This window comes from Streptomyces sp., assembly GCF_019510245.1.
Lineage (GTDB): Bacteria > Actinomycetota > Actinomycetes > Streptomycetales > Streptomycetaceae > Streptomyces.
The window spans coordinates 39,133-59,713 of the sequence record NZ_JAEKKT010000168.1; the positions used below are offsets into that span (position 1 = coordinate 39,133).

The 20,581-nt window shown below is 70.6% G+C and carries 22 protein-coding genes; 11 read left to right on the forward strand and 11 right to left on the reverse strand.

The window, feature by feature from the left end:
• Positions 1-153: 153 nt before the first annotated feature.
• From JF597_RS32685 to JF597_RS32700, 4 genes are all read right to left on the reverse strand, one after another.
• On the reverse strand, positions 154-1,608 hold the full coding sequence (locus JF597_RS32685; protein ID WP_294003551.1) for a HAMP domain-containing sensor histidine kinase: 1,455 nt from the start codon (positions 1,606-1,608) through the stop codon (positions 154-156).
• Positions 1,609-2,364, reverse strand: a complete 756-nt coding sequence (locus JF597_RS32690) for a response regulator transcription factor (protein WP_294003553.1) — start codon at positions 2,362-2,364, stop codon at positions 1,609-1,611.
• A gap of 307 nt (positions 2,365-2,671) precedes the next feature.
• Positions 2,672-3,268: an FMN reductase gene (locus JF597_RS32695; RefSeq protein WP_294003555.1), complete on the reverse strand. Its 597-nt coding sequence runs from the start codon at positions 3,266-3,268 to the stop codon at positions 2,672-2,674.
• Positions 3,265-4,386 carry an LLM class flavin-dependent oxidoreductase gene (locus tag JF597_RS32700; protein WP_294003557.1) on the reverse strand — a complete coding sequence of 374 codons (1,122 nt, stop codon included), beginning with the start codon at positions 4,384-4,386 and terminating at the stop codon, positions 3,265-3,267. The genes JF597_RS32695 and JF597_RS32700 overlap by 4 nt, the downstream gene beginning before the upstream one ends.
• Before the next feature lie 515 nt (positions 4,387-4,901).
• Here JF597_RS32700 and JF597_RS32705 point away from each other — a divergent pair.
• A complete protein-coding gene (locus JF597_RS32705; RefSeq protein WP_294003559.1) occupies positions 4,902-5,759 on the forward strand; it encodes an alpha/beta fold hydrolase in 858 nt (285 codons plus the stop codon).
• 45 nt (positions 5,760-5,804) lie between these two features.
• On the opposite strand, the gene JF597_RS32710 is transcribed toward JF597_RS32705, so the two are convergent.
• Positions 5,805-6,335 (reverse strand): YbhB/YbcL family Raf kinase inhibitor-like protein, encoded by a 531-nt coding sequence (locus tag JF597_RS32710; RefSeq protein WP_294003561.1) that lies wholly within the window; start codon positions 6,333-6,335, stop codon positions 5,805-5,807.
• 145 nt (positions 6,336-6,480) lie between these two features.
• Here JF597_RS32710 and JF597_RS32715 point away from each other — a divergent pair, with 145 nt between their 5' ends.
• Complete coding sequence (locus tag JF597_RS32715; RefSeq protein WP_294003563.1) at positions 6,481-7,176, forward strand: type 1 glutamine amidotransferase domain-containing protein; 696 nt, start codon at positions 6,481-6,483, stop codon at positions 7,174-7,176.
• A gap of 82 nt (positions 7,177-7,258) precedes the next feature.
• On the opposite strand, the gene JF597_RS32720 is transcribed toward JF597_RS32715, so the two are convergent.
• Positions 7,259-7,735 carry a hypothetical protein gene (locus JF597_RS32720; protein ID WP_294003565.1) on the reverse strand — a complete coding sequence of 159 codons (477 nt, stop codon included), beginning with the start codon at positions 7,733-7,735 and terminating at the stop codon, positions 7,259-7,261.
• Positions 7,736-7,848: 113 nt separating this feature from the next.
• Here JF597_RS32720 and JF597_RS32725 point away from each other — a divergent pair, with 113 nt between their 5' ends.
• The 3 genes from JF597_RS32725 (at position 7,849) to JF597_RS32735 (ending at position 9,253) form a co-directional block, all read left to right on the forward strand.
• The gene (locus JF597_RS32725) at positions 7,849-8,181 is read left to right on the forward strand and encodes a YnfA family protein (RefSeq protein WP_294003567.1); all 333 of its coding nucleotides are present in this window, start codon (positions 7,849-7,851) and stop codon (positions 8,179-8,181) included.
• A gap of 146 nt (positions 8,182-8,327) precedes the next feature.
• Positions 8,328-9,086 carry an SDR family NAD(P)-dependent oxidoreductase gene (locus JF597_RS32730; RefSeq protein WP_294003569.1) on the forward strand — a complete coding sequence of 253 codons (759 nt, stop codon included), beginning with the start codon at positions 8,328-8,330 and terminating at the stop codon, positions 9,084-9,086.
• Positions 9,086-9,253: a hypothetical protein gene (locus JF597_RS32735; protein ID WP_294003571.1), complete on the forward strand. Its 168-nt coding sequence runs from the start codon at positions 9,086-9,088 to the stop codon at positions 9,251-9,253. Before JF597_RS32730 ends, JF597_RS32735 begins: the two co-directional genes overlap by 1 nt.
• Before the next feature lie 12 nt (positions 9,254-9,265).
• On the opposite strand, the gene JF597_RS32740 is transcribed toward JF597_RS32735, so the two are convergent.
• Complete coding sequence (locus JF597_RS32740) at positions 9,266-10,459, reverse strand: RtcB family protein (protein WP_294003635.1); 1,194 nt, start codon at positions 10,457-10,459, stop codon at positions 9,266-9,268.
• 225 nt (positions 10,460-10,684) lie between these two features.
• Here JF597_RS32740 and JF597_RS32745 point away from each other — a divergent pair, with 225 nt between their 5' ends.
• The 3 genes from JF597_RS32745 (at position 10,685) to JF597_RS32755 (ending at position 14,020) form a co-directional block, all read left to right on the forward strand.
• Positions 10,685-11,557 (forward strand): DUF3558 domain-containing protein, encoded by an 873-nt coding sequence (locus JF597_RS32745; protein WP_294003573.1) that lies wholly within the window; start codon positions 10,685-10,687, stop codon positions 11,555-11,557.
• A gap of 132 nt (positions 11,558-11,689) precedes the next feature.
• Positions 11,690-12,583, forward strand: a complete 894-nt coding sequence (locus JF597_RS32750) for a DUF3558 family protein (protein WP_294003575.1) — start codon at positions 11,690-11,692, stop codon at positions 12,581-12,583.
• A 99-nt stretch (positions 12,584-12,682) separates the two neighbouring features.
• Positions 12,683-14,020, forward strand: coding sequence for a DUF2637 domain-containing protein (locus tag JF597_RS32755; RefSeq protein ID WP_294003577.1), 1,338 nt, complete (start codon positions 12,683-12,685; stop codon positions 14,018-14,020).
• Between the two features lie 69 nt (positions 14,021-14,089).
• Here the strand turns inward: JF597_RS32755 and lysS are convergent, their stop codons facing one another.
• Positions 14,090-15,829: a lysine--tRNA ligase gene (gene lysS, locus JF597_RS32760; RefSeq protein ID WP_294003668.1), complete on the reverse strand. Its 1,740-nt coding sequence runs from the start codon at positions 15,827-15,829 to the stop codon at positions 14,090-14,092.
• 345 nt (positions 15,830-16,174) lie between these two features.
• On the opposite strand from lysS, the gene argS reads away from it, so the two are divergent.
• Positions 16,175-17,932, forward strand: a complete 1,758-nt coding sequence (gene argS, locus JF597_RS32765) for an arginine--tRNA ligase (RefSeq protein ID WP_294003579.1) — start codon at positions 16,175-16,177, stop codon at positions 17,930-17,932.
• A 493-nt stretch (positions 17,933-18,425) separates the two neighbouring features.
• Here argS and JF597_RS32770 read toward each other — a convergent pair whose 3' ends face one another.
• The 3 genes from JF597_RS32770 to JF597_RS32780 are packed head-to-tail and all read right to left on the reverse strand — an operon-like array spanning position 18,426 to position 19,383.
• On the reverse strand, positions 18,426-18,743 hold the full coding sequence (locus JF597_RS32770) for a type II toxin-antitoxin system PemK/MazF family toxin (RefSeq protein WP_294003581.1): 318 nt from the start codon (positions 18,741-18,743) through the stop codon (positions 18,426-18,428).
• Entirely contained in the window at positions 18,731-18,946 is a 216-nt protein-coding gene (locus JF597_RS32775) for a hypothetical protein (protein WP_294003583.1), read from the reverse strand. Before JF597_RS32775 ends, JF597_RS32770 begins: the two co-directional genes overlap by 13 nt.
• An 8-nt stretch (positions 18,947-18,954) precedes the next feature.
• The gene (locus tag JF597_RS32780; protein WP_294003585.1) at positions 18,955-19,383 is read right to left on the reverse strand and encodes an ATP-binding protein; all 429 of its coding nucleotides are present in this window, start codon (positions 19,381-19,383) and stop codon (positions 18,955-18,957) included.
• 113 nt (positions 19,384-19,496) lie between these two features.
• On the opposite strand from JF597_RS32780, the gene JF597_RS32785 reads away from it, so the two are divergent.
• Both JF597_RS32785 and JF597_RS32790 read left to right on the forward strand, forming a co-directional pair.
• The gene (locus tag JF597_RS32785) at positions 19,497-20,315 is read left to right on the forward strand and encodes a helix-turn-helix transcriptional regulator (RefSeq protein ID WP_294003587.1); all 819 of its coding nucleotides are present in this window, start codon (positions 19,497-19,499) and stop codon (positions 20,313-20,315) included.
• Entirely contained in the window at positions 20,312-20,557 is a 246-nt protein-coding gene (locus JF597_RS32790) for a DUF397 domain-containing protein (protein WP_294003589.1), read from the forward strand. The genes JF597_RS32785 and JF597_RS32790 overlap by 4 nt, the downstream gene beginning before the upstream one ends.
• Positions 20,558-20,581: the final 24 nt, after the last annotated feature.

Sequence of the window (20,581 nt, forward strand, 5' to 3'; positions counted from 1 at the left end):
CCGGGCGGAGGAACGCAGGCCACTCCCAGTGGCCGTCGGGATCGACGCGGCTGGTGGGGTTCGCCCCGCCGTACACGCAGTCGTTGGTGGAGGTCGCGCCGGTGACCGGGACACGCCGTCGGCCGGAGCGCTGCCGGCTCCCCGCCGGGCCGCTCAGCCGCGCGGTGTGCCGCCCGAGAACCCCCCGCCCACCGTGAACCCGATCACCGCGCCGCCGCCCTCCCTGCGGAAGGCGAAGGGGGCGCCGCCGTGGGCCATGGCGACCTCGCGGACGATGGAGAGGCCGAGGCCGGAGCCGGGGAGGGAGCGGGCGTCGGCGGCTCGGTAGAAGCGGTCGAAGATGCGGATCAGGTCGCCCTCGGCGATACCGGGGCCGCGGTCGAGGACCTCCACGCGGACCGTGCCCGGCCGGGCGGGCCCGGTGACGGTGATCTCGATGGGGGCCTTGCCGTCCCGGTCGAACTTGGCGGCGTTCTCGACGAGGTTGGAGACGGCCCGCTGGAGCATGCCGGGCCGGCCGTCGGTCGTGGTGTCGCCGGCCGCGCGCACGACGATATCGCGCCCGGTACGGCGCCGGGCCAGCCCCGCCACGTCCTCCGCGATGTCGGCCAGGTCCACGTGCTGCGGGGGCTCGTTGTCGGACTGCCCGGCCGCGAGGTCGACCAGCTCGTTGACCAGGTCGGTCAGCTCGCGCGCCTCCTGGCCGAGGTCGGCGACGAGCTCGTCACGGGTCGCGGGCGGAAGTTCGTCGATCCGGCGGAGCAGGGAGATGTTCGTACGGAGCGAGGTCAGCGGGGTGCGCAGCTCGTGCCCCGCGTCCTGGACCAGGCGCCGCTGGTCCTCCTCCGACTGGGCGAGGCGGCCCAGCATCCGGTCGAAGGCGCGGCCCAGCCTGCCCACCTCGTCCAGCCCGGTCACCGGCACCTGGATGCCGAGCTGCCGGGTGCGGGCCACGTTCTCCGCGGCCGAGGTGAGGATCACCAGCCGGCGGGTGATGCGCCGCGCCAGCCACCAGCCGAACAGCCCGGCGGCCACCACCACGGCCGACATCAGCAGCAGGGTCCGCTGCTGGAGCGCCTGCAGCAGGTCCTCGGTGTCGCTGAACTCCTGCGCCACCTGGACCGCGCCCCGCCCGCCGCCGAGCGCGACCGTGGCGATCCGGAACAGGTCCTCGCCGGCCTGGACGTCCTTGTGCTGGACCGTCTTCCCGGCCTCCGCGGCGGTGGCGGCCGCCCGGTCCGCGGCGGTGACCGGCAGCACCGGAGTGCCGTGGTCGACGATCTCGCCCCGCGCGCCGAGCACCTGGACGTCGGTGCGCGCGGGCCGGACCAGGTCGTGGCCGGGCTGGGAGGAGGAGAAGTCCGCCGGCACCATCTTGTGCTGCTTGACCTCGTCCTGGACGTCGGAGACGACCTGCGTGAACACCGACTGCTGGTCGACGCGGACCAGCCGGGCGGCGGCGTTGTACGACAGGATGCCCACGACGATCGTGACGGCGGCGGTGACCGCCGCGAAGGAGACCACGAACGTGGTCCGCAGGGAGACCAGGCCCGGCCGGCGCCGGGCCAGGACCCGCGTGAGCCGCTCCAGCCGCCGGAGAGGGCCCACTCAGTCCTCCCGCAGCACGTAACCCACGCCCCGGACGGTGTGGATCAGCTGCGGGGCGCCCGGCTCGTCGAGCTTGCGGCGGAGGTAGCCGACGTAGACGGCGAGGTTCTTGGAACCGGGGCCGAAGTCGTAGCCCCAGATGCGGTCGTAGATCGTGGAGTGGTCGAGGACGATGCCCGCGTTGCGGGCCAGCAGTTCGAGCAGTTCGAACTCGGTGCGGGTCAGCTCCAGCTCGCGCTGGCCGCGCCAGGCCCGGCGGGCCTGGAGGTCCATCCGCAGGCCGGCCGCCTCGACCTGCCGGTCGGAGACCTGCGGTTCCCGGCCGGGCTCGGCGACGACACCGCCACCGCCACCGCCACTGCTGCCGGCGCCGGCGCCGGTGGTGACGGGCAGGGTCCGGCGCAGCAGGGCCCGCAGCCGGGCGAAGACCTCTTCGACGTCGAAGGGCTTGACCACGTAGTCGTCGGCGCCGGCGTCCAGTCCTGCGATCCGGTCGGCGGTCTCCACCAGCGCGGTCAGCATGAGGATGGGGGTGCGGTCGCCTTCCGCCCGCAGGACGCGGCAGACCTGGAGGCCGTCGATGCCGGGCATCATCACGTCCAGGACGAGGACGTCGGGGCTGGTGCGGTGGGCGTGCGCCAAGGCCTCCACACCGTCCGCGACCGCAGTCACCTCATAACCCTCCAGGGTGAGGGCCCGCTCCAGGGCGTGGCGGATGGCGCGGTCGTCTTCGGCGAGCAGCACAGTCTGGGGCACCTCCCCAGTCTGCCAAGGCCTCCGGCGGTTCTGCCGTGGTGAGCGGGCCTACGATCACCCTTTTTACCTGCCTCTCACCGTCGCAGAGGCAACCGGGCGCCGGATTTCGGCTGCGGGTGGGTGGGGGTTCTCGCGCAGTTCCCCGCGCCCCTTACGGGGCGCTGCAGTCACCTCAGCTACATAGCTGCGGGCAGTCGTGCCTCCCCCAGTGCCTCAAGGGCCTGGGGGGTCCCCCGCGCGAGCGAAGCCGAGCGTGGGGGAGGCACCCCGCCAACGCGGGCGGGTGAAACCCCCCGTTCCGCCCCCCTCAGCTCGCGGCCAACCTCGCCAGCTGCTCCGCGAACGGCACGACCGGCAGCGCCTCGGGCTCCTCGCGCTCGGCCCGGCGAAGCCCCTGCATCAGCCCCGCCAGCTCCCCCGCCGCCCGCTCGATCCGCCCCTCCAGGCCCTCCGCGCCCCAGTCCTCCGACGCCGCGTACACGCCCGTCGGCACGACCACCGCCCGCAGGTACGCGAACATCGGCCGCAGCGCGTGCTCCAGCACCAGCGAGTGCCGTGCCGTACCCCCGGTCGCCGCGATCAGCACCGGCTTGCCCGCGAGCGCGTCCTTGTCGAGCACGTCGAAGAACGACTTGAACAGCCCGCTGTAGGAGGCGGTGAACACCGGCGTGACCGCGATCAGGCCGTCCGCCTCGGTCACCGCCTCCAGGGCCGCCGCGAGCTTGCGCCCGGCGAACCCGTTGGTGAAGTTGTGCGCGATCTCGACCGCGAGGTCGCGCAGCTCCACCACCTCCAGCTCGACCCCGGCCTCGGCCTGCCGGCCGACGGCGGCCGCCAGCCGGTCGGCCAGCAGCCGCGTGGACGACGGCACGCTCAGCCCCGCCGAGACGACGACGAGCTTCATGCCCCGACCTCCTTCTTGTCCGAAGCCTTGTCGGCCTTCTTCTCCTGCGCGGCGGCGGCCAGCAGCGACGCGTGTGTCGGCGCCTCCGGGACGTCCGCCGGGCGGCCCTTCGCGAACTCCTTGCGGAGCACCGGCACGACCTCCTCGCCGAGTACGTCGAGCTGCTCCAGGACCGTCTTCAGCGGCAGCCCCGCGTGGTCCATCAGGAACAGCTGGCGCTGGTAGTCGCCCGCGTACTCGCGGAAGCCCAGCGTCTTCTCGATCACCTGCTGCGGCGAGCCCACCGTCAGCGGGGTCTGGTCGGTGAAGTCCTCCAGGGACGGCCCGTGCCCGTAGACCGGCGCGTTGTCGAAGTACGGCCGGAACTCCCGCACCGCGTCCTGCGAGTTCTTCCGCATGAACACCTGGCCGCCGAGGCCGACGATCGCCTGCTCGGGCGTGCCGTGCCCGTAGTGCGCGAACCGCTTCCGGTAGAACTCGACCATCCGCTTGGTGTGGTCGGCGGGCCAGAAGATGTGGTTGTGGAAGAAGCCGTCACCGTAGTAGGCGGCCTGCTCCGCTATCTCGGGCGAGCGGATCGAGCCGTGCCAGACGAACGGCGGCACGTCGTCCATCGGCCGCGGGGTGGAGGTGAAGCCCTGCAGCGGGGTGCGGAACTTGCCCTCCCAGTCGACGACGTCCTCGCGCCACAGCCGGCGCAGCAGGGCGTAGTTCTCGATGGCGAGGTTGATGCCCTCGCGGATGTCCTGCCCGAACCAGGGGTAGACCGGCCCGGTGTTGCCGCGGCCCATCATCAGGTCCACCCGACCGTCGGCCAGGTGCTGGAGCATCGCGTAGTCCTCGGCGATCTTCACCGGGTCGTTGGTGGTGATGAGGGTGGTGGAGGTGGAGAGGATCAGCTTCTCCGTCTGCGCGGCGACGTAACCGAGCATGGTGGTCGGCGACGACGGCACGAACGGCGGGTTGTGGTGCTCACCGGTCGCGAAGACGTCCAGGCCGACCTCCTCGGCCTTCAGCGCGATCGCGACCATCGCCTTGATGCGCTCCCGCTCGCTCGGCGTCCGCCCCGTGGTGGGGTCCGGCGTGACGTCGCCGACCGTGAAGATCCCGAACTGCATGCTCGCTCACCCTCCAGGTTGTTTACGATTCAACTATACCCGCAGAACGAGACTTCGCCGCCACCTATTCCCCCGCCCCCCTGCACCCTGACCACGACCCTGCGGGGGCCTGGGACGGCAGCATCCGGGACCGTACCGGCTGCACCGACGGCACGGCGGCGGCCCCCTGCGCCTCCGGCGACGGCACCGGCGTCTGCACCGGCGGCAACCCGCCCCACCCTCGGCGAGTTCACCTGCGACGCGCATGCGGGCATGGACTTCTCCGCCGTGAGCCTGGTCGACGGCTCCGAACTGCCCGGGACCGCGGCCGGCTCGACCTGATCACCGCAGGGGGGGCGGACCGCGGGCCTCCCGGAGCCCGGGCCTTCTTGAGCGCGGGTTGCCCGGGGCGCGGGTGCCCCGGGGTGCGGGCCCCGTTCACCCGGACGGCCCGCGCACGAGGACACGCCGACAGGGGTCCTCGACGCTGGAATCCCGGGCGTCGCCGACGCCTCGCACCGAAGGACCGGAGCAGCATGCGAATACCGCGCGAATCCCGCCGCACCGTCAACGCCGTCCGCTGGGGCGCCGCCCTCCTGGCACTGTCGGGAACCACCGCCACCTTCGCCCCCACGACGGCACTGGCCGGCGGTCCGAGCGGAGATCCCGGCCGGCAGAAGCCCACCATCGTGCTCGTGCACGGCGCCTTCGCCGACGCCTCGAGCTGGAACGGCGTCGTGCAGCGCCTCCAGCAGAACGGCTACACGGTGGACGCACCGGCCAACCCGCTGCGCGGTGTCGCCCAGGACTCGGCCTACCTCGCGAGCTTCCTGAAGTCCGTCACCGGGCCGATCATCCTGGTCGGCCACTCCTACGGCGGTGAGGTCATCTCCCAGGCCGCCGTCGGGAACCCCAACGTCAAGGCCCTCGTCTACATCAACGCGATCATGCCCGACGCGGGCGAGTCACAGGCCGTCCTCGCCGCCAAGTTCGCCCCCGCCCCGCTCACCAAGGCCCTCAAGCAGGTGCCCTTCCGCAACGCCGACGGCACCACCGGCACCGACGTCTACATACAGCCGGACCAGCTGCGCCAGGTCTTCGCCGCGGACCTGCCCGCCGGCCAGACCGCCGTCATGGCAGTCACCCAGCGTCCCGTCGCCATGTCGGCCTTCGCGGACAAGCTCACCGGCGCCGCCTGGCGGACCAAACCCGTGTACGCCCTCGTCGGCAGGCAGGACCGGGCCATCAACCCGAGCCTGGAGAGATTCGAGGCCAAACGGGCCCACGCCCGGAAGACGGTGGAGATCGACTCCTCGCACGTCTCCCTCGTCTCCCACCCCCAGGCCGTGAAGGACCTGATCGTCAACGCCGCCGAGGACTACATGTGGAAATAGCGCGGTCCCCGGCCCCCGGCCGCCACGCCCGGCTCCGGGCCGCGCCTAGGCCCGCTCGAAGGTGCCGTACATCGTCGCCCGCGCGATCGCGTGGCTGAACAGGAGGAAGTCGAGGTAGGCAGGGGTCGACGACTCCGACAGCTCCAGTTCCTCGGCATCCACGGCATGCACCACGAAGAAGTACCGGTCCGGGCCGTTGCCCGGCGGCGGCGCCGGACCGAGGTACCTCCGGTGGCCGGCGTCGTTGGCCAGCGTGACCGCCGCGCCGGGCAACCGCCGTCCGTCTCCCGCCCCGGCCGGAAGTCCGGTCACGGACGCGGGCAGATTGGCCACGGCCCAGTGCCAGAACCCCGAGGCGGTGGGCACGTCGGGGTCGAACATCGCCACCGTGAAACTCCGCGTCTCCCCGGGAAAACCGGTCCAGCTCAGCTGCGGCGAGACGTCCAACCCACCGGCGCCGAGAATTCCGCTCACCTGCTCGCGGGCCAGTTCCCCACCGTCGGCCACGGACTCCGAGGTCACTGAGAAGGTCCTGATGGGCGGCAGGAAGTCGTAAGGACCATAGGGCTTGATCATGGCAGTCCTCCGAAACCATCGGTTTGCCGTACTTCAAGGAAACACGTCGGGCGCATTTCTCGTACGGCGGCCACCGGTTGCGGCCTCCGGAACACCCGCTCAGACTTGATGGGCACATCGGCACAAGTCCCGGAGGAGCGTTCCCATGGCCAGGATTCTGTGTGTCGTGACCGGAGCGAGTTACTGGACCCTCAAGGACGGGCACCGGCATCCCACCGGCTACTGGGCCGAGGAGTTCGTGGCTCCCTACAGCGTGTTCACCAGCGCCGGACACGACGTCACCGTGGCAACTCCGCACGGCGTCGTACCCGTTGTGGACACGATGAGCCTGCGGCCCCGGATGGCGGGCGGCGAGGAGAACGCCCTGCAGGAGGAGGCCGTCATCGAGGAGGCGGAGGAACTGCGCTATGCCGTCCCCCTCCCGGACATCCGCCTGGAGGACTACGACGCGATCTACTACCCCGGCGGCCACGGACCGATGGAGGACCTCTCGGCCGACCCCGACTCCGGCGCGCTGCTGCGGGAGGCACTCGCCTCCGGCCGCCCGCTCGGCATCGTCTGCCACGCCCCCGCCGCCATCCTCGCCACCCGTGACGCGAACGGCGGCACGCCCTTCGCGAACTACCGGCTGACGGGATTCTGCAACGAGGAGGAGGCCGGTGTCGGTTTCGCCGACAGGGCCAAGTGGTTGCTGGAGGACGAGCTGAAGAAGCTGCCCACCGAGTACTCGCGGGGCCCGGCCTGGGAGCCGTACACGGTCGTCGACCGCAACCTCTTCACCGGGCAGAACCCCGCCTCCTCCGGCCCCCTCGCCCAGGAGCTCGTGGCAGCGCTGCCATGAGCCGGATCGCCGCCGGCCCGGGGGTCACTCGAAGACGGCGACCCGGCGTCCGACGACGTCACCCCGGCCCAGGGCGTCCAGGTCAGAACGCGTACGGATCCCCCGTCGCCAGCACCAGCACCCGCTGCTTGTCGTTCGTACGGTCCTGGTCCACCGCTCCCCCGCCCCACACCACGTCCACCGACAGCGTCACCTCCGCCGGCCGCTCCCGCAGCCGCACCGGAACCACCAGCTGCTCGCCGGGCACCTCGACCGCCAGCGGCCCGGTGTCGCACACCACCTCCCGGTCACCCGTGCGCGCACATCCGCCCGGCAGCTCCAGCGAGTCCGCCAGCGGCGCCGACGAGGCCAGCCGCACGCTGGCCCCGGTCACACCGTCCGGCCCGTGGTTGCGCGGAGTCACCCGGACCTCCACCAGGTCCCCGTTCAGCACCGCGGACCCGTGCACCTCCAGATCCGCACTCCCGGCCCAGGCGCTGCCACCGCCCCCCACGACCAGCACACCCACCGCCACCGCCACCGCACCGGCCACCGCCGGCCCACCACGACGCATCGCCATGCCACCCGTCCCGTCCGTCCGTCGGTTCGCACTCGTACGGATGTATGCCACCCCGCCCCCGCCACAGGCGCCCCCCATCAGGTGACAGCCGCCGGACGTGACACGCTGCACGCATGCTGATCCTCCGCTCCGCCGCCCTGTTCGTCGTGGCCGCGTTCTTCGAGATCGGCGGCGCCTGGCTGGTCTGGCAGGGCCTGCGCGAACACCGCGGCTGGCTCTGGATCGCCGGCGGCATCCTCTCGCTCGGCGCCTACGGCTTCGTCGCCACCTTCCAGCCCGACGCCCACTTCGGCCGCATCCTCGCCGCGTACGGCGGCATCTTCGTCGCGGGCTCGATCCTGTGGGGCGTGGTGGCGGACGGCTACCGCCCGGACCGCTGGGACATCACGGGCGCGGCGATCTGCCTGGCGGGAATGGCCGTGATCATGTGGGCCCCCAGAAACTGACGTGGGACGAGCGCCCCGCAGAGGCGTGGGCACACCGCGCGAGCAACCCCCACCGGCCCGCAGCCGCCGAACAGCCGAAACCACCCCCCGCCTATCCTTGCCACAGACGAACCCGCACACCGCACCCCGCTGAGGAGCACACCCCCATGGCCCCGTCCCGCATCGCGGTAGTCACCGGCGCCAGCAGCGGCATCGGCGCCGCCACCGCCCGCCGGCTCGCCGAGGCCGGCTACCGCGTCGTCCTCACCGCCCGCCGGGAGGACCGCATCGAGGCCCTGGCCAAGGAGATCAACGACGCGGGCCACCAGGCCACCGCCTACGCCCTCGACGTGACGGACCGGGCGGCCGTCGACGAGTTCGCTACGGCCTTCAAGACGGTCGCCGTCCTCGTCAACAACGCCGGCGGAGCCCTCGGCGCCGACCCGGTCGCCACCGGCGACCCGGCCGACTGGCGCACGATGTACGAGACGAACGTCATCGGCACCCTGAACCTCACCCAGGCGCTGCTCCCCCGGCTGGAGGCGAGCGGCGACGGCACGGTGGTCGTGGTCTCCTCCACCGCCGGCCACGGCACCTACGAGGGCGGCGCCGGCTACGTCGCCGCCAAGCACGGCGCCCACGTCCTCGCCGAGACCCTCCGCCTGGAGATCGTCGGCAGGCCGGTCCGGGTCATCGAGATCGCCCCCGGCATGGTCAAGACCGACGAGTTCGCGCTGACCCGCTTCGGCGGCGACGAGGAGAAGGCGGCCAAGGTCTACCAGGGCGTCGCCGAGCCCCTCACCGCGGACGACGTCGCCGACACCATCGCCTGGACGGTGACCCGCCCCAGCCACGTCAACATCGACCTCCTGGTCGTCCGCCCCCGCGCGCAGGCCTCCAACACCAAGGTCCACCGGGAACTGTGATGCCGGACGAGGACGCCGCGAAGGCCCTGGAGACGGACCGGGAAAAGGCCCGCCTGCAGCAGGAGACCAAGAACGAGCGCCAGGTCTGGTACTTCCTGGCCTACTTCCTCTTCGGCATCCACGTCATCGCATTCGTCATGATCTACGCGGTCCGGCACGCGAAGTGACGGACCGCGCGGTCACCCCTTGACGCAGACGACCTGCTTGAGCTTCGCGACGACCTCGACGAGGTCCCGCTGCTGCTCGATGACCTGGTCGATCGACTTGTACGCGCCCGGGATCTCGTCCACGACACCGGAGTCCTTGCGGCACTCCACGCCCCGTGTCTGCTCCTCCAGGTCCCGGGTCGAGAACCGGCGCTTGGCCGCGTTGCGGCTCATCCGCCGGCCGGCGCCGTGCGAGGCCGAGTTGAAGGACAGCGGGTTGCCGAGGCCCTTCACGATGTACGAGCCGGTGCCCATGGACCCCGGGATGATCCCGAACTCCCCGCTCCCCGCCCGGATCGCGCCCTTGCGGGTGACCAACAGGTCCATCCCCTCGTAGCGCTCCTCGGCGACGTAGTTGTGGTGGGCGCTGATCTCCGCCTCGAAGGCCGGCTTGGCCTTCTTGAACTCCTTGCGGATCACGTCCTTGAGGAGCGCCATCATCAGCGTGCGGTTGTACTTCGCGTACTCCTGCGCCCAGAAGAGGTCGTTGCGGTACGCCGCCATCTGCGGGGTGTCCGCGACGAAGACGGCGAGGTCACGGTCGACGAGGCCCTGGTTGTGCGGGAGCTTCTGGGCCACGCCGATGTGGTGTTCGGCGAGTTCCTTGCCGATGTTCCGGGAACCGGAGTGCAGCATCAACCACACCGCACCGGTCGTGTCTGTGCACACCTCGACGAAGTGGTTGCCGCTTCCGAGCGTTCCCATCTGCTGATGGGCCCGTTCCTGACGGAATTTGACCGCATCCGCCACCCCATCGAACCGCCCCCAGAACTCCCCCCACCCGGCAGCAGCCAGCCCGTGGAAGTCCCCCGGCTCCACCGGATCCGCGTGCATCCCCCGCCCCACCGGAATCGCCTGCTCGATCTTCGACCGGAGCCGCGACAGGTCGCCCGGCAGGTCGTTCGCCGTGAGGGACGTCTTCACCGCGGACATCCCGCAGCCGATGTCGACCCCCACCGCCGCCGGGCACACCGCACCCCGCATGGCGATGACCGACCCGACCGTCGCGCCCTTGCCGTAGTGGACGTCCGGCATCACCGCGAGGCCCTTGATCCACGGCAGGGTCGCGACGTTGCGCAGCTGCTGGAGCGCCACGTCCTCGACGGTCGCCGGATCGGTCCACATCCGGATCGGCACCTTCGCGCCCGGGATCTCGACGTACGACATGTCTTCCTCATCCCCCACGGACAGCACATCAAAAGGACAAAAAGCTTAATTTCAACAAAACGCAAATGCGGCGCCAGAGGCCCGGAAACCAGACAGAGGACCGGCGTTCACAGCAGTGCGTGCGATAGACATTGTCTCCAGGGGGCGCCCCGCTGCGGCAAGCGATTAACCAGCGGGGACACTGGAGCAGGACCGAGCGGACCAGTGAACGGAAGGAGCCTGACCGTGCAGCGGAAGGCGTACGTAACCGGCATCGCCGCCCTTCTCGCGGCCCTGCTGGCCGGCTGCACGAGCGGTTCCAGCGGTGGCGACGACGCCACCGACAAGAACGCGGACACCAGCACCTCCACCGTCGCCGCCCAGCCCGGCAAGTACCGCACCCTCCCGGAGGCCTGCGGCGCGGTCAGCCACGACACCCTCGACTCCCTGCTCCCGGGCATCGCGCAGATCACCGACGAGGAGCAGCACGAGAAGGCGTACGCGGGCGAGGCCGCGCTCACCTACGACACGGACCGCAAGGTCGGCTGCCACTGGAAGATCGAGTCCAGCGACGCCACGGACCGGCTGTCCGTCGATTTCGAGCGCGTGGTGTCGTACGACAACGCGGTCAGCGACGACAGCGAGGCGCAGACGATCTACACGCAGCTGAAGTCGGCGGCGGACATCCCCGAGTCCGCGCCCCCGAGCCCGGCCGAGACGGGGTCGCCGTCGCCGTCGGACTCCGTGTCACCGTCGGACTCCGCGTCCGCGTCGGACTCCGCGTCGCCGACCGGAGCCGCCGACCCGTCCTCCTCCACCTCGGCGTCCGCCTCCGCTTCCACCTCGGTCTCCGGCTCGCCCTCGACCACCCCGGCCGGTCTGCAGCCGCGCACTCTCGCCGATCTCGGCGACGAGGCGTATCTCGACGACCAGCTCAGCGGCTCGGGTTCGACCGCCGAACAGCGGACGGTGACTGTGGTGTTCCGCACGTCCAACGTCGTGGTGACCATCGTGTACGAGGAGCAGCCGATGGCCACCGGGACCGTGCCGGACAGCAAGGAAATGCAGGACAGGGCGCAGAATCTGGCCGGGCAGCTGGCCGAGGCCCTCAACGGCTGAGGGCTCCGGCACGCCCTGCGCACCTCGCCTGCAAAGGGCGCGAACCGAAACCGCACAGCTTCCTCACCGCGTACCGTGGCCCCTCGGACCCGATCCGACCGCAGGAACCCCGAACGTGTGAGTGAAGGAACCATGCAGCGAGTAGCAGTCCAGTCAGACGACCAGCGCGCCCGGAACGGGCGGAACGTACAGCGACGGGCGGGGCGCCTGCGCCGGGGCCTCGTCTGTGCGGCCGCCGTCCCCGCCGTGGCACTGTTCGCGACGGCCTGTTCCTCGGACTCGGACGCCGCCGCGCAGGGGACGGGCGGCGGTTCGGGTTCCGCCGCGGGGTCCGCGGGCCCCGGCAGTTCCGCGGCCATTTCCCCGACGGTTCAGGCGGCCAAGTACGCGAAGCTGCCGAAGCCGTGTGCGGTGCTGTCGAAGGAGACGCTCACCGCGCTCGTGCCGAAGGGTGTGAAGTCGGGCAAGGAGGGCGCGTCGGACGACGTGGCCACGCGGGGCAGCTGCTCCTGGAGCAGTCTGGACAGCAACGGGGTGAAGGGTTCCCAGTTCCGCTGGCTCAACATCTCCTTCCTTCGGTTCGACTCGGACGCCGGCCGTGGTTCGGGGGAGAAGCAGGCGGAGGCGTACTACACGAGCCAGGTGCAGGGTGCGCAGTCGGTGGCGGGTGCCAAGAACACCAAGTCGGAGCCGGTTTCCGGGGCCGGTGACCAGGCGACGGCCATGCGCTACGACCTGAAGAAGAAGGAGGGCGCCTTCAAGCAGCAGACGGTCGTGGCCCGTGTCGCGAACGTCGTCGTCACCCTCGACTACAACGGTGCGGGTCTGGCGGGCGGGAAGGCGCCCGACGCGGACTCTCTGACGAAGGCTGCGGAGAAGGCGGCGAAGGAGGCCGTGGTGTCCGTGGGGGCCGCCAACGGCTCTGGTTCTGCGCCGAGTTCACCTGCGGCGACGCCTTCGAAGTCGGCCTCCCGGTCGGCCTCGCCGTCCGCGTCGCCCTCCAAGTCGTCAGCCAAGAAGGGCTGACCGGCCACACGTGCGCCGCACTGATGTGCCACCCTGTTGCGCGCAACAACACGCAAGGGGAGGGGAGTACCGGTGGCCGCGCCAATGCAGCTGACTCGGATGCACCGCGTTCTCATCGGCGTGGTCGTGACCGGCGCGATGATCATCGCCGGCATCGGCTTCGCCGGCTCGTACGCGGCCGTCCGTGAGCTGGCCATCAAGAAGGGTTTCGGGAACTTCGCCTATGTGTTCCCGATCGGTATCGACGCGGGTATCTGCGTCCTGCTCGCCCTTGACCTGCTGCTGACCTGGATCCGCATCCCCTTCCCGCTGCTGCGGCAGACGGCCTGGCTGCTGACCATCGCGACGATCGCCTTCAACGGCGCGGCGGCGTGGCCGGACCCGCTGGGTGTGGGCATGCACGCGGTGATCCCGGTGCTGTTCGTGGTGGCGGTCGAGGCCGCCCGGCATGCGATCGGCCGGATCGCGGACATCACGGCGGACAAGCACATGGAGGGGGTGCGCCTCACCCGCTGGCTGCTCTCCCCGGTGCCGACCTTCCTCCTGTGGCGCCGGATGAAGCTGTGGGAGCTGCGCTCCTACGACCAGGTGATCAAGCTGGAGCAGGAACGTCTCGTCTATCAGGCGCGGCTGAGGTCCCGCTTCGGGCGGGCCTGGCGCAGGAAGGCTCCGGTGGAGTCCCTGATGCCGCTGCGGCTGGCCAAGTACGGCGTGCCGCTGGCGGACACGGCCCCGGACGGCCTGGCGGCGGCGGGCATCGATCTCCCGGCGCTGCTGCCGGCCGCCGAGCCGGCCGCGCCCGGTCGTGCCGCCGCGGTGGCGCCCGTCCCCCAGCAGGCGGCGCCTCCCGCCGGGCAGCGCCCGGAGCTGGTCCCCGGCCCCCCGCCCGAGCAGCCGGGGTACGCCTCGGAGCCGCCGCAGCCCGACCCGGAGGTCAACCCCTGGCTGCACGCCAGGAACCCGCAGCAGATCGAGTACCACGGCGACTACGACCCGACGTACGAGCCGCAGTACTCGGAGGAGCAGTACGCGGCCTGGCAGTACCAGCAGGAGCAGGAGCAGTACCAGCGTCAGCTGCGGGAGTACGAGCAGGCGCAGTTGCAGCAGCAGTTCCCGCCGGAGCAGGTGCCGCAGGGGCAGCAGGAGCCTCTGCCGGAGGAGTCCCCGTCGGAGACGACGGGGAGCTTCCCGATTCCCTCCGGCCCGGGCCGCACCCGTGAGCTCGGTGAGGGCGGTGGCCCGCCGGAGCCGAACGAGGACGACTTCTACCTGGTCTTCAAGAAGTCGATCGACGGCGGTTACCCCAGCTCCAGCCAGTTCAGGGGTGACGTGGAGGCGACCTTCGGCATGACGCTGGCGCAGCGAGACGCGGAGCGCATGGTCAACCGCTTCACGAACCGGCACACGGCCGAGCTCCAGGAAGACCACATCGCGTAGGCCCCGCGGGGCGTGAAAGAAAGGGGCCCTCCTCGGCGGAGGGCCCCTTTCTTCATGCCTGCGTCGGTGTCACGCCCCGAGGAGGGCCCGCACCCGCTCCTGCCCCACGGCCAGCAGCAGCGTGGGCAGCCGGGGCCCGGTGTCCCGCCCGACCAGCAGGTGGTAGAGCAGCGCGAAGAACGTCCGCTGGGCCGTCTTGATCTCCGGCGGCAGCTCCTTCGGCGTGGCGTCGGCGGAGAACCCGGCCTGGACCTTGGGCACGCCGTAGACGAGGTGGGTGAGCCCGTCGAGCGACCAGTGCTCGGCGAGGCCGTCGAGCAGCAGTCGTACCGACTGCTGGGACGCCTCGTCGAGGGACTTCAGCAGTTCGGCGTCGGGTTCGTCGCGGACGATGGTGCGCTGGTCGGCGGGCACCTGGGTGTTGATCCAGGCCTCGGCCCTGTCGTACCGCGGGCGGGCCTCGTCCAGCGATCCCAGTGGGTTGGCGGGGTCCAGTTCGCTGAGGATGCGCAGCGCCTGGTCCTCGTGTCCGGCGGTGATGTCGGCGACGGAGGCGAGGGTCCGGTACGGCAGCGGGCGCGGCGTCCGGGGCAGGTCGCCGCCGACCGTGCGGACGGCACGCGCGTGCGCGGCGATGTCACCGGGCAGCGCGGACCCGTCCGCGACCTTGCCGTCCAGCTTGTCCCACTCGTCGTAGAGGCGCTGGATCTCCTGGTCGAAGGCGATCTTGAAGGACTGGTTGGGCCGGCGCCGGGCGTACAGCCAGCGCAGGATCTGCGGTTCCATGATCTTCAGCGCGTCGGCGGGGGTGGGTACGCCGCCCCGGGACGAGGACATCTTGGCCATGCCGCTGATGCCGACGAAGGCGTACATCGGCCCGATGGGCTGCTTCCCGCCGAAGATCCCGACGATCTGCCCGCCGACCTGGAAGCTCGACCCCGGGGAGGAGTGGTCGACCCCGCTGGGCTCGAAGATCACGCCCTCGTAGGCCCACCGCATGGGCCAGTCGACCTTCCAGACCAGCTTGCCGCGGTTGAACTCGCTGAGCCGGACGGTCTCGGAGAAGCCGCACTCGTTGCAGGTGTACGTCAGCTCGGTGGTGTCGTCGTCGTAGGCGGTGACGGTCGTCAGGTCCTTCCCGCACCCGCCGCAGTACGGCTTGTAGGGGAAGTAGCCGGCGGAGCCGGACGAGCCGTCGTCCTCGCTCGCCGCGCCCGAGCCCTCCTCGGCCTCCAGTTCGGCCTCGTCGACGGCCTTCTGCTGAGGCTTCTTGGGGGCCTTCTTCGTCCGGTACTGCTCCAGGATCGCGTCGATGTCACCCCGGTGCTTCATGGCGTGCAGGATCTGCTCCCGGTACACACCGGACGTGTACTGCGCGGTCTGGCTGATCCCGTCGAACTCCACGCCGAGCTCGGCCAGCGACTCGACCATCGCGGCCTTGAAGTGCTCGGCCCAGTTCGGGAACGCGGAGCCCTTCGGCGCGGGCACGGAGGTCAGCGGCTTGCCGATGTGCTCGGCCCAGCTCTCGTCGACCCCGGCGATACCGGCGGGCACCTTGCGGTAGCGGTCGTAGTCGTCCCAGGAGATCAGGTGCCGGACCTGGTGCCCGCGCCGCCGGACCTCGTCGGCGACCAGGTGCGGGGTCATGACCTCGCGCAGGTTGCCGAGGTGGATGGGGCCCGACGGCGACAGCCCGGACGCGACGACGACCGGTTTGCCCGGGGCCCGACGCTCCGACTCCTCGATGACCTCATCCGCGAAACGGGAGACCCAGTCGGTGGTCTCGGTGCTCTGAGCCACGATCGGCACGTCCTTCTTTCTGGCACGGGGCAGCCGGTACGGTCGCACGGCTGACCGCTCCATTCTCCCAGCCGAGGCCGAATCCACGAAAACGGGTTACCAGCCCGCCCTCGGACCGGCGACGCAGCCGCCGCTCGGGGGCGCAGCCGCCGCTCGGGGGCGCGGGGAACTGCGCGACCGCTCGGCGGCGCAGCCGCCGTTTGGGGGCGCGGGGAACTGCGCGACCAGCGCACACGGCGCCGCACCCGGCCACGCACCGGGCCCCCCGAGCTCGTAGCCGCAAAAACCCCTTTACCCCCCGTGAAATACTGGAGCCGTCTACCAAGCTCCCCGAGGAGAAACGGCTCCCACCCCATGGCCCCGGTCACGTCCCTCAGCGCCTCCGTCAACCAGCAGCTCACCGACGCCCTCTCGGCAACCCTGCCGGAGGCCTCCGTCGACCCGCTGCTGCGACGCAGCGACCGGGCCGACTACCAGGCGAACGGCATCCTCGCCGCCGCCAAGAAGGCCAAGGCGAACCCGCGGGAGCTGGCGACGCAGGTCGTCTCCCACATCACCACCGGCGCGGACCTGATCCAGGACGTCGAGGTCTCCGGCCCCGGCTTCCTGAACATCACCCTCTCCGACAAGGCGATCACCGCGAACCTGGCCGCGCGGTACGCGGACGGCGACCGGCTCGGCGTACCCGCCAAGGCGGAGCCGGGCGTCACGGTGATCGACTACGCGCAGCCGAACGTCGCCAAGGAGATGCACGTCGGCCACCTGCGGTCCGCGGTGATCGGCGACGCCCTGCGCGGCATGCTCGACTTCACCGGCGAGCGGACGATCGGCCGGCACCACATCGGCGACTGGGGCACCCAGTTCGGCATGCTGATCCAGCACCTGATCGAGAACCCGGACGAGCTGTCCGCGGAGACCGACACGGACGGCGAGCAGGCCATGTCGAACCTGAACCGGGTGTACAAGGCGTCCCGGGCCGTCTTCGACGCGGACGAGGCCTTCAAGGAGCGGGCGCGGAAGCGGGTGGTCGCCCTCCAGTCCGGCGACAAGGAGACGCTGGACCTGTGGCAGCGGTTCGTGGACGAGTCGAAGGTCTACTTCTACTCGGTCTTCGAGAAGCTGGACATGGAGATCCGGGACGACGAGATCGTCGGCGAGTCGGCGTACAACGACGGCATGCCCGAGACCGCCCGCCTCCTGGAGGAGATGGGTGTCGCGGTCCGCTCCGAAGGCGCCCTGGTCGTCTTCTTCGACGACATCCGGGGCAAGGACGACCAGCCGGTGCCGTTGATCGTGCAGAAGGCGGACGGCGGCTTCGGCTACGCGGCCTCCGACCTGACCGCGATCCGCAACCGGGTCCAGGACCTGCACGCCACGTCCCTGCTCTACGTCGTGGACGTCCGCCAGTCCCTCCACTTCAAGATGGTCTTCGAGGCGGCCCGCCGCGCCGGCTGGCTCACCGAGGACGTCACCGCGCACAACATGGGCTACGGCACGGTGCTGGGTGCGGACGGCAAGCCGTTCAAGACGCGTGCGGGCGAGACCGTCCGGCTGGAGGACCTGCTGGACGAGGCGGTGCAGCGGGCCGCCGAGGTGGTCCGGGAGAAGGCCCAGGACCTGACCGAGGCCGAGATCCAGGAGCGGGCCCAGCAGGTCGGCATCGGTGCCGTGAAGTACGCCGACCTGTCGACGTCCCCCAACCGGGACTACAAGTTCGACCTGGACCAGATGGTCTCGCTCAACGGCGACACCTCCGTCTACCTCCAGTACGCGTACGCCCGTATCCAGTCGATCCTCCGCAAGGCGGGAGAGGTACGGCCCGCCGCGCATCCGGAGCTGGCACTGCACGCGGCCGAGCGGGCGCTGGGCCTGCACGTGGACGCGTTCGGCGACACGGTCTTCGAGGCGGCCGCGGAGTACGCCCCGCACAAGCTGGCCGCGTACCTGTACCAGCTGGCGTCCCTGTACACGTCGTTCTACGACAAGTGCCCGGTCCTGAAGGCCGAGACCCCGGAGCAGGTGGAGAACCGCCTCTTCCTGTGCGACATGACGGCCCGCACCCTCCACCAGGGCATGGCCCTGCTGGGCATCAGGACGCCCGAGCGCCTCTGACCGGTCCGAGCGGTCCGAGTCGCCCACCGGGGTCTCCGGACCCCGGTGGGGGCTTTACGCGAGCTGGCCTCGGAATTGGCTGTCGAGACCAGTTCCTGCGCCTTGGCCCGCGCCGAGGCGAGCTGCTCCTCGCCGGTCAGCTTCATCGTCTCGGCGACCTCGCGGCGGGCCTGCTCGTGCAGCGCCTCGATCTCGCCTGCAAGCAGTTGCTCGGTCTCCGCTCTCTTCCGCTCCGTCCACTGGAACAGCTCCCAGGCCCGCTTCAGGATCGTCCGCTGAGCGCTGCCCGGTGAGCGGCGTTCGGCAGAAACCCGCCGCGCAGCAACAGCCCCTCGGTCACATCCCGTTCAGCGTCCTCGCGCCCGAAGTGGAGTTGCGCGAGGGCAGGCCGGTCGGCCATCTCGTCCCCCTGAGTCGTCCGGACCCCACGTTTTCGGGGGCCGGCGACGAGAGAGCCGGGAATGTCCGACCGGCAACGCCCCGGTGAAGCCCGTCAGAGACTGAGCACCGCCCTCAGAGCGATGTCCACGCGTTCCATCTGCTCGCCGGGAACGTCTCCGTGGTACTTCCCCTGCTCGAACCGCCCCAGCCGGAAGTTGTACAGGTCCGGGGCCAGGACCACTCCCCTGAGCGGAGTGGTCACCCTCACCGTGACCAGGGATTCCCGCCGCTCCCCGGACGTGTCGAGCAGAGCGCAGAGCACCGCGCCGGGGTGCAGCTCGGCCACGTGGTCGTTCTGGACGACGAGCACCGTGCGGTCCCGGCCCACCGTGGGGACGGTCCACACCTGGCCACGCTTCAGTTGCCGCACAGATCGTCCTCCGCCGCGCTGTACAGATCGTCCAGGTCGTCTCCGATACGGGCGCTGTCCTCGGCGTACAGCGCCATCGCGTCGCGCAACAGCTGATCTCTTATGGCCCGGGCGACGAAGGCCGACAGATTGCCGTCCGCCGCCTCGCGTGCGGCTCTGAGGAGTTCGTCCGGCACGGTCACCGTGAGCTTACTCGTCGACATACCACTGGTTATACCAGCTGTACGTCCGCGACGGCAGAGGCCTCGAACTCGGCCCACACCACCTTGCCGAGCGCCCGCTCCACCACCCCCCACTTGTCGGCGAGCGCCGTGACCAGCACCAGCCCGCGGCCGCCCTCGCCGTACGTCTCGTCGGCGATCTTCGGAACGCCCGGCCCGCTGTCGTGCACCTCGACGCGGACGACGTGGCCGTCGTACCGCAGCCGCAGGAGGAAGCCGCGGCCGGGCGGTACCCCGTGGAGGAGGGCGTTCGTGGCCAACTCGCTCACGCACAGCGACATGTCGTCGGCGCGGGCCCAGTCCCGCAGACCCCAGCACCTGAGCGACTGCGCGGCGAACCGCCTGGCCGCGGGCACGGATCGGCGCTCGCGGGCGTAGAACTGTTCGCGGGGATAGAGGAGTCCGGTGACGTCGTTCACGGGACGAATGTCGCGCAGAGTCACTGGCCTGGAGCAGGCAGTGAACCCGTACGAAATTTTTGTACGGGTTCCGACCCGGTGACGTACGCGTGCCCAAGGGGATTGAGCCGACTATGAGCGCGAAGAGGCCGAAGAACCAGACGTCGATGCGGATGCTGGGCAAGCAGGTGGCCGCGGCGCGCGGGGCAGTCGGACTGACTCAGAGAGAGCTGGCCCTGCGGGTGCGGATCGACGACCAGACGATCGCATCGATCGAGCAGGGGAGGAGGACGCTGAAGTTGGACCTGGCGGAGCGGCTCGATGAAGCTCTCGATACGAAAGGGACGTTGGCGGCGGGAGTGGCGAACCTGCCGGAGATCGACCGGTACCCGCTGTTCGCGGAGCAGTTCGTGGACCATGAGGGCGAGGCCATCGCCATCTCCTGGTATGAGTGCATTTCTGTGCCCGGCTTGCTACAAACGCCTGGGTACGTCCGCGCGATGTTCCGGAATCGGGTACCGGCGTTCAGCGAGGACGAGATCGAGGCCAAGACAGAGGGCCGACTCGCCCGTCAGGAGATCCTCCGCCGCGCGTCTCCGCCAACCCTCAGCTTCGTCGTCTGGGAGCCCGCGATCCATGTCCAGGTCGGCGGGACAGAGGTTCGCCGCGCCCAGCTCCGCCACCTGCGTGAGCTCTCCGAACTCCCGTATCTGACCCTTCAACTCCTGCCCATGGGGACGCCCTCGCATGCCGGTCTGGCAGGCCCGTTCATCATCCTGGAAACGCCCGACCACCAGCACCTGGCCTATGCCGAAAGCCAGATCGGCAGCCACTGGATCGCCGACCCCGATGACGTGTCCGACAGGATGCACAAGTATGCGATGCTGCGTTCCCAGGCTCTCAACCCGAAGGAATCGCAGCTAGAGCTCGATCGCCTGCTAGGAGAGGGATGACCAGCATGGCCCCCCTGTGGTTCAAGTCCAGCTACAGCAGCGACAACGGCGGCGCCTGCCTCGAAGTCTCCGTCGCCTGGCGCAAGTCCACCTACAGCGGCAGCGAGGGCGGCGAATGCGTCGAAGTCGCCGCCTGCCCCCACGCCGTCCACGTCCGCGACTCCAAGAACCCGGCGGAGTCCGGCCCCACTCTCACCGCCTCCCCCGCCGCCTGGGCGGCCTTCACCGCCTCCGTCGGATAACCGCGTCCGGCGTTGTCAGTGACG

What these genes read in the sequence shown, in the direction of transcription:
- JF597_RS32695 (WP_294003555.1), bottom strand. Translation starts at nt 3,268, where the DNA reads ATGAAGCTCGTCGTCGTCTCGGCGGGGCTGAGCGTGCCGTCGTCCACG.
- JF597_RS32700 (WP_294003557.1), bottom strand. Translation starts at nt 4,386, where the DNA reads ATGCAGTTCGGGATCTTCACGGTCGGCGACGTCACGCCGGACCCCACC.
- JF597_RS32705 (WP_294003559.1), top strand. Translation starts at nt 4,902, where the DNA reads ATGCGAATACCGCGCGAATCCCGCCGCACCGTCAACGCCGTCCGCTGG.
- JF597_RS32710 (WP_294003561.1), bottom strand. Translation starts at nt 6,335, where the DNA reads ATGATCAAGCCCTATGGTCCTTACGACTTCCTGCCGCCCATCAGGACC.
- JF597_RS32715 (WP_294003563.1), top strand. Translation starts at nt 6,481, where the DNA reads ATGGCCAGGATTCTGTGTGTCGTGACCGGAGCGAGTTACTGGACCCTC.
- JF597_RS32720 (WP_294003565.1), bottom strand. Translation starts at nt 7,735, where the DNA reads ATGGCGATGCGTCGTGGTGGGCCGGCGGTGGCCGGTGCGGTGGCGGTG.
- JF597_RS32725 (WP_294003567.1), top strand. Translation starts at nt 7,849, where the DNA reads ATGCTGATCCTCCGCTCCGCCGCCCTGTTCGTCGTGGCCGCGTTCTTC.
- JF597_RS32730 (WP_294003569.1), top strand. Translation starts at nt 8,328, where the DNA reads ATGGCCCCGTCCCGCATCGCGGTAGTCACCGGCGCCAGCAGCGGCATC.
- JF597_RS32735 (WP_294003571.1), top strand. Translation starts at nt 9,086, where the DNA reads ATGCCGGACGAGGACGCCGCGAAGGCCCTGGAGACGGACCGGGAAAAG.
- JF597_RS32740 (WP_294003635.1), bottom strand. Translation starts at nt 10,459, where the DNA reads ATGTCGTACGTCGAGATCCCGGGCGCGAAGGTGCCGATCCGGATGTGG.
- JF597_RS32750 (WP_294003575.1), top strand. Translation starts at nt 11,690, where the DNA reads ATGCAGCGAGTAGCAGTCCAGTCAGACGACCAGCGCGCCCGGAACGGG.
- JF597_RS32755 (WP_294003577.1), top strand. Translation starts at nt 12,683, where the DNA reads ATGCACCGCGTTCTCATCGGCGTGGTCGTGACCGGCGCGATGATCATC.
- argS (WP_294003579.1), top strand. Translation starts at nt 16,175, where the DNA reads ATGGCCCCGGTCACGTCCCTCAGCGCCTCCGTCAACCAGCAGCTCACC.
- JF597_RS32775 (WP_294003583.1), bottom strand. Translation starts at nt 18,946, where the DNA reads ATGTCGACGAGTAAGCTCACGGTGACCGTGCCGGACGAACTCCTCAGA.
- JF597_RS32785 (WP_294003587.1), top strand. Translation starts at nt 19,497, where the DNA reads ATGAGCGCGAAGAGGCCGAAGAACCAGACGTCGATGCGGATGCTGGGC.
- JF597_RS32790 (WP_294003589.1), top strand. Translation starts at nt 20,312, where the DNA reads ATGACCAGCATGGCCCCCCTGTGGTTCAAGTCCAGCTACAGCAGCGAC.